The following is a 7,804-nucleotide window of genomic DNA, read 5'->3' as shown; positions in this document are numbered from 1 at the left end:
TGCTACCAGGGAGAAACATTGTCCTGATAAAAGAGACGATAGCGGTGGCCAGCGATCAATTGGCGAGCAGCCATGGGCCGCACAAGGCGAATCTAACCGCTCCCTGGTCGGTATTGCAGGGCCTCGGCCAGATGCGGCCTGCCAATCGTCTCACAACACTCCAGGTCCGCCAGTGTCCGCGCCACTTTCAACAACCGGTGTGCCGATCGCAACGACAAGGTCAGCCGCTCGCAGGCCCCTTCCAGCCAGGCCTGGTCCGCCGGCGCCAACCCGCAGTGGCGGCGCAAGCCCTCGAGATCGAGAAAAGCATTCGCACACCCTTGCCGCTTGTGCTGCACCGCGCGCGCCTGGGCCACTTTGGCCGCCACATCGGCACTGGGCTCACCGCAGGGTTGGTTGTTCAGCGTGGTGCTCTCGCGGGCCACGGTCAGGTGCAGGTCGATGCGGTCCAGCAGTGGTCCGGACAGCTTGTTGCGATACCGTGCGATCTGCTCGGTGCTGCAGCGGCAGCGGCCGGTGGGGTCGCCCAGGTAGCCGCAAGGGCACGGGTTCATCGCCGCCACCAGTTGGAAGCGCGCTGGGAAGCGCACCTTGTCGCGGGCCCGGGCAATCACGATTTCGCCCGACTCGAGCGGCTCGCGCAGCACCTCCAGCACGCGCCGCTCGAACTCTGGCAGCTCATCCAGAAACAGTACGCCGTGATGGGCCAGGGTTATTTCGCCTGGTTGCGGTCGGCTGCTGCCCCCGACCAGCGCCGGGCCGGAGGCGGAGTGATGAGGGTGGCGGAACGGCCGCTGCGGCCAGCTGTTCAGCGGTGCATGCCCGCTGATTGACTGGATTGCCGCCACTTCGAGCGCCTCGTGCTCGTCCAGCGGCGGCAGCAGCCCCGGCAAGCGGCTGGCAAGCAACGTTTTACCGGTGCCGGGAGGCCCGGTGAACAGCAGGTTGTGTGCCCCGGCGGCCGCCAGCAACAGGGCACGCTTGGCCGCCAGCTGCCCCTGCACTTCACTCAGGTCCGGGTAAGGCCGTTGCTGCAGGATCAGGCCGTTGGCAGCATACGGCGGCAGCGGCACCTGGCCATTCAGGTGGGCGACCAGCTCCAACAGGTGCCCCACCGCATACACCACCAGCCCGCCTGCCAGGCTGGCTTCCTCGGCATTCTCCCGTGGTACTACCAGTGCCCGGCCTGCCTCGCGCGCCGCCAGTGCCGCCGGCAGCACACCCTGCACCGGGCGCAGTTTGCCAGACAGCGCCAGTTCGCCCAGGCACTCGACCTCGGTAAGGGCGGCAACCGGCACCTGGCCGTCGGCGGCGAGGATGCCCAAGGCAATGGCCAGGTCGTAACGCCCGCCATCCTTGGGCAGGTCGGCGGGGGCGAGGTTTTGGGTAATGCGACGCTGCGGGTAGTTCAGCCCGGAATTGACGATGGCACTGCGCACCCGGTCCTTGCTTTCCTTGACCGTGGTTTCCGGCAGGCCGACTAGGGTGAGATGGGGCAAGCCATTGGCCAGGTGGGTTTCGACACTGACTGCTGGAGCCTGCACGCCCACTTGGGCGCGGCTGTGGACGAGTGCTAGGGACATGGACACTCCGTTGTCACTGGAAAGGGCCGCTTCCTGCGGCAGGTGCAAAGGATAGCCAGCACTGCCACGGCAGGCGCAACAACTATGCGTCCTGGTATTTCAGGGCAGTGTTTTTCCCTGTGTTTCGATGCCGTCCGGCAAAAATGGATCCAATAGACTTTGCGCAGTCGCCAGGTATGGCTTAGTGTTGTTGGGCAATTGCAGTTGCCATGGGATGGCACCGCGTCTTTTTTCAAATGGACTTGAGGTATTGCGCCGTGCAAACGCTTACCCGCACGCGCCAGGTAATCCGCGAACTGGTACAGGCCAGTGCATTCGTTGAACTCAACCGCTTTTTCGACAGCCTTGAGGCACGGTGGCGCCAAGCCCCGTTCGGCGAGTTCCCGGCCTACCTGGCTGCCATCGAAGGGCACATGCTGGTCGACCTGGAAAACCAGGGTGACAGGGCCCTGAGCCAAGCGCTCAAAGCCTGGATTGACGCCTGCCCCAAGGCGTACCACCCACAAGTGGTCATGGGCATGCATTGCTTCCACCGAGCCTGCCAGGTGCAGGTTGGGGGCCAACGCAACGCTGCCCGCGTGCTGGCCGTCGAGCAAATGTGTGAAACCGCAACCGCGCACCTGTTGCGTGCAATGGACCGGTCTGCACAACCCGTGGCCGCGGCCATTGGCATGCTGCGTATCAGTGCGCAGCTGCGCGAGCCTGGCTGGTTGATCGAACTGTTTCAGGGGCATCCAGCGCGTTACAGGCCCAGTGCCCATGCTGATGTGGAAGTGCAGGAAGCCGCAGCGCCCTTGCTGGTGAAGCATGGGGTATTCCCCCTGGCTGAGCTGCCACAGGCGTTGCCGCCTTGCCTGGGCAGGCGGGTCGATCATGAAAACGAAGACCCCCGCTATTACTGGCTGCGCCATGCACTGGTCGCTCGCCCTGGATGCTTCGAAGCGATTCAGGCCATTGCCGTTTACCTGCAGCCCCGCTGGGGTGGCAGGATCGATGCGCTTGAGCTTTTGGCCAATGGCCCGTTGTGTTCAACCTGGGACGAAAGTTTGCGCAATGCGCTGCGCTGGATGGCCGTCGAATGCAGGCTGATGCTGCCGCATGCCAACCCGTTGCAGGCCGTCGCCGAATGGCAGCCGGTGTTCGAAAGCTGGTCGCAACGCCCGAAAAGGCCCCGAGAAAGCGCGGTCGTGCTGGCCTGGCGGGGGGCGCTGCGCAGCCGTGCAGTGCAAGACCATGCCGGCGCAATGCGCGATTTTGCCGCGAGCTTTGCGTGCAATACCGACCACGGCGCCATCCGTGCCATGGGCGAGCCATTTCGCTGCCTGGTCGAACTGATACTGCGCAAAGGCATGACGGATGAGAAACACCTGTTGCGCAGCGCCATCGAGCGGTTGTGTGAAGGCCGCTCCCATGCGGGCGCCTGTGCATTGCGCGCTGCCGGGCACCGGTTCGGGCTGTGGGGGCTGCCACGCTCGGTCGAGCAGGCAAGGCTTTGGTCGCAGCGGGCGGTGAAACGCCAGTGCGCGGGTCAGGCACCGGGGCTCGAGGTGCTCGAGGTGGCGAAGTTGCTGTGGGCAGCCAACCGGCATGAAGTGGCCTGCTACCTGTACGAACGCTGCGCCGAACTGAACCTGCCTGGGGCCGCCCTGGGCCTGTACGAGCTGCACAATGGCGGCTTGGCCAACACACCGGCGCATTACCTGGATGATGAGGCCGCCGAGTACTGGCTGCAGCGCGCGGTGGAAGCGGGCAGCCGGCAGGCCAAGTACAACCTGGCCTGCCTGCGCATGGATGGCGATGAGGACCTGAGTGAGCGCAGTGCCATGCTGGCCGTCAGGCAGCTGCTGGTCGACGCACTGGGCAATGCGCAGACCAATGCCCGTGCACGTTTGCACCTGGGGATTTTGTTGCGTCAGTTTGGTGAAGCACAGGAGCGAGCCGAGGCAGTTACCTACCTGCTGAGCCTGGTGGAGTACCCGGACCCTTGGATTGCCGGGCGTGCCAGCGCCGAACTGGGGCTGGCGTGGATGCAGGGCCGCGGCACCCGCAAGCAGAGCCGCTTTGCCGCCATCGAATGGGCCAACCGGGCGGCCAGATTACAGCCGGGGGATACGGCCATCGAGGATATCCAGGCCGAGATCCTCAATTCGCACAACCGGGTGAAGACGTTGTTTACCCAGTGTGGCGCGGCATTGTTCCGCGGCACCTTGCATGCCAGCGAGTTGCCACCGAAACAGGCCTGTATGAATTAGACCGGGGCTGCAAAGCAGCCCCCTCTCATTCAGGGCTTGGCGCCAAGGATGATGTGCGAGGCCTTGATCAGCGCGGTGGCCTTCACGCCTGGCGCCAGCCCCAGCTCCTGCACGGCTTCGCGGGTGACGATGGCATACACCTCGGTGCCACCGGCCAGCTTCAGCACCACCTCGGCGTTCACAGCACCATCGCCAACCCGTACCACTTCACCTTCCAGGGCATTACGGGCCGACAGCTTGTAACCGGCAGCGTCAGTCAGCAGCACCACCCAAGGCGCCTTGACCAGCGCCACGGCGTCTTTACCGACATTGATGTTGAGGTTATGCAGGCTGGCCATGGTGACCACTGCCACCAGTTTTTCACCACCACCGAGGGTCAGCTCGACTTCGGCATTGACCGCACCGGGCTGAACTTGGGTGACTTTGCCTTCGAAAACATTGCGTGCGCTGACTTTCATGGGGAAACGCTCCGTGTAACAACCCGCGCCCGAGGGATTCAGGCGCGCACATAAACCCAGGCAGTCAGGCCCGAGGCGAGGGTGACGGCGACGCGCTTGTAGTCGGCGACTTCATAGCGGTCCGCCGCCGCCAGCTCTTCTTCGCTGATCTGGAAGACCATGCCGGCCACGCTGTCGTCGGCCTGGCTGCTGGGGGAAACGATGGGGTGATGGGACTTGCCGCTGGCGGCCAGTACGCCCGGGTCGGTGATCTCGACCCAGTCCTGGCGGTAGCCAAGCATACGGTCGGCCTGGCCGCTCAGCTCACGGCCGAAGTTGGCCAGTTGCACGGCTTTGTCCTGCAATGTGCCGTAGGAAAACAGCAATACCGGGTATGCGCTGGAGGGCTGCATTCACTCACCTTGTGGGTTCAGCCGTGCTTCCAGCTCGGCTACTTGTTTTTCCAGTGCTTCCAGGCGCGCGCGGGTGCGCGCCAGCACGACCATCTGGCTGTCGAATTCGTCGCGGCTGACCAAGTCCAGCTTGCTGAAGGCACCTTGCATCAGCACCTTGAACTGGCTTTCCAGTTCTGCACGGGGCTGGGCGGTATCGTTGCTGAACAGGCGCGAGGCTTGATCGCTCAGGGCATCGAGAAGGGCTTTTGGCGCGAGCATGGGGCGGTCCACTGAAACTGAAAGTGGTCGGCAGTGTAGCACGGGCCATTCAGCCACTCAGGCTCGCTCCCCCTGCACATTTTTCGCGCAGTACGCCCTGCCAGCGCGCACCGATATTGTGCATGTTTTCCATGCTGGCGACTGGCCAATCCCGACTGTTTCACATAACCCACTGTTTTCCGGTGCTTTGCCGGAACTGGCAAGGTTTCTGCAAAGACCTGAACGAGCCATGCACTGATGCAGTTCCTTGTGACCGGGCAGTGCGCACGCGGAGCCGGATACCGACGACGCGTTACAAAGCCAAGCGCTGCGCTTAGACTTGAGACGGGTTTGTTTTCCTGGGGCAAGTCCACCAAATCGGGAGAGAGTTTCATGAAGCTAGTCACAGCCATCATCAAGCCGTTCAAGCTGGACGACGTGCGCGAGTCGCTGTCGGAAATCGGCGTGCAGGGCATCACCGTCACCGAAGTCAAAGGCTTCGGTCGGCAGAAGGGCCACACCGAGCTGTATCGCGGTGCTGAATATGTGGTCGATTTCCTGCCCAAGGTGAAGATCGATGTCGCCATCGATGACAAGGACCTTGATCGGGTAATCGAAGCCATCACCAAGGCAGCCAACACCGGCAAGATCGGTGACGGCAAGATTTTCGTGGTGAATCTGGAGCAGGCAATCCGTATCCGTACCGGCGAAACCGATACCGACGCGATCTAAGCAGCAAAAAAGCCTCACCAAACCCAACGCCCCAGGAGAAAACAACATGACTCTGCGTAAGATCGCAGGGCTAGGAGCCCTATTGTCCCTCGTAATGCCCGGGCTTGCCCTGGCAGAGGAAGCTGCCCCAGCGCTGAACTCCGGCGATACCGCCTGGATGCTGACCGCAACGGCGCTGGTGCTGTTCATGACCATTCCGGGCCTGGCCCTGTTCTATGGCGGCATGGTGCGTTCCAAGAACGTGCTGTCGGTGATGATGCAGTGCTTTGCAATCACCGGCCTGATGAGCATTCTCTGGGTCGTTTACGGCTACAGCATGGCCTTCGATACCACCGGTATGGAAAAGGGCGTGCTCAACTTCAACTCCTTCGTTGGCGGTTTCTCCAAAGCCTTTCTCAGCGGCGTAACGCCCGAGAACTTGACCTCGGCCACCGCGCTGTTCCCTGAAGCGGTATTCATCACCTTCCAGATGACATTTGCCATCATCACCCCGGCGCTGATCGTCGGTGCCTTCGCCGAGCGCATGAAGTTCTCCGCGATGCTGGTGTTCATGGGTATCTGGTTCACCCTGGTGTATGCGCCTATCGCGCACATGGTGTGGAGTGGTGACGGCGCACTGATGTGGGACTGGGGCGTGCTGGACTTCGCTGGCGGCACCGTGGTGCACATCAACGCCGGTATCGCAGGCCTGGTCTGCTGCCTGGTGCTGGGCAAGCGAAAAGGCTACCCGACCACGCCGATGGCCCCGCACAACCTGGGCTATACCCTGATGGGCGCGGCCATGCTGTGGATCGGCTGGTTCGGCTTCAACGCAGGCTCCGCCGCTGCGGCCAACGGCACCGCCGGCATGGCCATGCTGGTCACCCAGATCGCCACTGCCGCTGCGGCACTGGGCTGGATGTTCGCCGAGTGGATCGGCCACGGTAAACCCAGTGCCCTGGGCATCGCCTCGGGTGTGGTTGCCGGCCTGGTCGCCATTACCCCGGCTGCAGGCACCGTGGGCCCGATGGGCGCTCTGGTGATTGGCCTGGCGTCGGGTGTGATCTGCTACTTCTGCGCCACCACCCTCAAGCGCAAGCTGGGCTATGACGACTCGCTGGACGCTTTCGGCGTGCACGGAATCGGCGGCATCATCGGTGCCATCCTCACCGGCGTGTTCGCAGCCCCTGCACTGGGCGGCTTCGGTACCGTCACCGACATCGGCATGCAGGTCTGGATCCAGGCCAAGGGCGTGATCTTCACCGTGGTGTACACCGCCATCGTCACCTACGTGATCCTCAAGGTGCTGGATGTGGTGATGGGCCTGCGGGTCAACGAAGAAGAAGAGTCGGTCGGCCTCGACCTGGCTCAGCACAACGAACGCGGCTACAACCTGTAACTGCGACGCGGTAAAAATTTGCCCGGCTTGCCGGGCATTTTTTTGTCAGATTTTCAGCATTTCGCGCTCGGCAAACGGTTTATTCGACACGTTCGCGACGTAGGTAAAAAACTTACAAGTCGTAGGGCGTTTATGGAGCTTTGCTTTTTCCACGGGCGCGCTAGAATGCGCGCCGAAGGGTGTTTGACGTGTAGTCCACACACTTCGCCAGCCTTTGCTAGGCTTGCCAATAGCGTGTGGCCAGCAGGGGTTAATGGATTTGTCAGGTCCTGCCAGGAGCAGGGCCTGCTGGGTGCCGCCTCCCATCAGGAGTGCCGACCCAAGGGCAGTGGCCTAACCCACGGCCAGTTGAATTTTCACTGGTGGCTGCCGGTCTACGGCTGCACTGGTCTATAACTAACCTGCTTTTCGCAAGTCATGAGGTAGAACATGAGCGACGACGATCTGGAAAATGATGACCTCGAAGTAGGCGACGAAGACGAGGCTGATGAAGGCCTCGAAGCGGCGGCTGACGACGGCGCCGAAGATGCTGGCGATGACGACAGCAGCCCGGCACCCGCTGCCAAGGGCAAATCCAAGGCGGCGGTCTCGGTAGACGAGATGCCGAGCATGGAAGCCAAGCAGAAAGAGCGTGATGCCCTGGCCAAGGCGATGGAAGAGTTCCTTTCGCGCGGTGGCAAGGTGCAGGAAGTCGAGGCCAACGTGGTCGCCGACCCGCCCAAGAAGCCGGACAACAAGTACGGCAGCCGCCCTATCTGAGTGGCTGATC

At 62.6% G+C, this 7,804-nt stretch carries 8 protein-coding genes; 4 read left to right on the top strand and 4 right to left on the bottom strand.

What is annotated here, in order from left to right:
• Positions 1-92: 92 nt before the first annotated feature.
• Positions 93-1,625 (bottom strand): YifB family Mg chelatase-like AAA ATPase, encoded by a 1,533-nt coding sequence (locus APH35_RS20285; RefSeq protein ID WP_256098736.1) that lies wholly within the window; start codon positions 1,623-1,625, stop codon positions 93-95.
• Positions 1,626-1,840: 215 nt separating this feature from the next.
• Between APH35_RS20285 and APH35_RS20280 the strand changes: the two genes are divergently transcribed.
• Positions 1,841-3,835 carry a DUF4034 domain-containing protein gene (locus APH35_RS20280; protein ID WP_060515348.1) on the top strand — a complete coding sequence of 665 codons (1,995 nt, stop codon included), beginning with the start codon at positions 1,841-1,843 and terminating at the stop codon, positions 3,833-3,835.
• Between the two features lie 29 nt (positions 3,836-3,864).
• On the opposite strand, the gene APH35_RS20275 is transcribed toward APH35_RS20280, so the two are convergent.
• Genes APH35_RS20275 through APH35_RS20265 form a run of 3 tightly spaced genes read right to left on the bottom strand, consistent with a single transcriptional unit; the run spans position 3,865 to position 4,946 of the window.
• Positions 3,865-4,293: a TOBE domain-containing protein gene (locus tag APH35_RS20275; protein WP_012274787.1), complete on the bottom strand. Its 429-nt coding sequence runs from the start codon at positions 4,291-4,293 to the stop codon at positions 3,865-3,867.
• Between the two features lie 38 nt (positions 4,294-4,331).
• A complete protein-coding gene (locus APH35_RS20270; RefSeq protein WP_012274786.1) occupies positions 4,332-4,685 on the bottom strand; it encodes a gamma-glutamylcyclotransferase family protein in 354 nt (117 codons plus the stop codon).
• Positions 4,686-4,946 carry an accessory factor UbiK family protein gene (locus APH35_RS20265; protein ID WP_041166618.1) on the bottom strand — a complete coding sequence of 87 codons (261 nt, stop codon included), beginning with the start codon at positions 4,944-4,946 and terminating at the stop codon, positions 4,686-4,688.
• Positions 4,947-5,318: 372 nt separating this feature from the next.
• Between APH35_RS20265 and glnK the strand changes: the two genes are divergently transcribed.
• From glnK to sutA, 3 genes are all read left to right on the top strand, one after another.
• Positions 5,319-5,657: a P-II family nitrogen regulator gene (glnK, locus tag APH35_RS20260; RefSeq protein WP_002555808.1), complete on the top strand. Its 339-nt coding sequence runs from the start codon at positions 5,319-5,321 to the stop codon at positions 5,655-5,657.
• 46 nt (positions 5,658-5,703) lie between these two features.
• A complete protein-coding gene (locus tag APH35_RS20255) occupies positions 5,704-7,035 on the top strand; it encodes an ammonium transporter (protein ID WP_016712640.1) in 1,332 nt (443 codons plus the stop codon).
• A gap of 429 nt (positions 7,036-7,464) precedes the next feature.
• Positions 7,465-7,794, top strand: coding sequence for a transcriptional regulator SutA (gene sutA, locus APH35_RS20250; protein WP_011536349.1), 330 nt, complete (start codon positions 7,465-7,467; stop codon positions 7,792-7,794).
• The last annotated feature ends 10 nt before the right edge of the window (positions 7,795-7,804 follow it).

Origin of the sequence: Pseudomonas sp. NBRC 111132, assembly GCF_001320565.1 — a bacterium.
Lineage (GTDB): Bacteria > Pseudomonadota > Gammaproteobacteria > Pseudomonadales > Pseudomonadaceae > Aquipseudomonas > Aquipseudomonas putida_P.
The sequence above is the reverse complement of the archived record's forward strand: the minus strand, read 5'-3'. Positions and strand labels throughout refer to the sequence as shown.

Excerpts from the sequence above, each read along its gene's own strand:
- APH35_RS20265 (WP_041166618.1), bottom strand. The coding sequence starts at position 4,946 with ATGCTCGCGCCAAAAGCCCTTCTCGATGCCCTGAGCGATCAAGCCTCG.
- APH35_RS20275 (WP_012274787.1), bottom strand. The coding sequence starts at position 4,293 with ATGAAAGTCAGCGCACGCAATGTTTTCGAAGGCAAAGTCACCCAAGTT.
- sutA (WP_011536349.1), top strand. The coding sequence starts at position 7,465 with ATGAGCGACGACGATCTGGAAAATGATGACCTCGAAGTAGGCGACGAA.
- APH35_RS20270 (WP_012274786.1), bottom strand. The coding sequence starts at position 4,685 with ATGCAGCCCTCCAGCGCATACCCGGTATTGCTGTTTTCCTACGGCACA.
- APH35_RS20255 (WP_016712640.1), top strand. The coding sequence starts at position 5,704 with ATGACTCTGCGTAAGATCGCAGGGCTAGGAGCCCTATTGTCCCTCGTA.
- glnK (WP_002555808.1), top strand. The coding sequence starts at position 5,319 with ATGAAGCTAGTCACAGCCATCATCAAGCCGTTCAAGCTGGACGACGTG.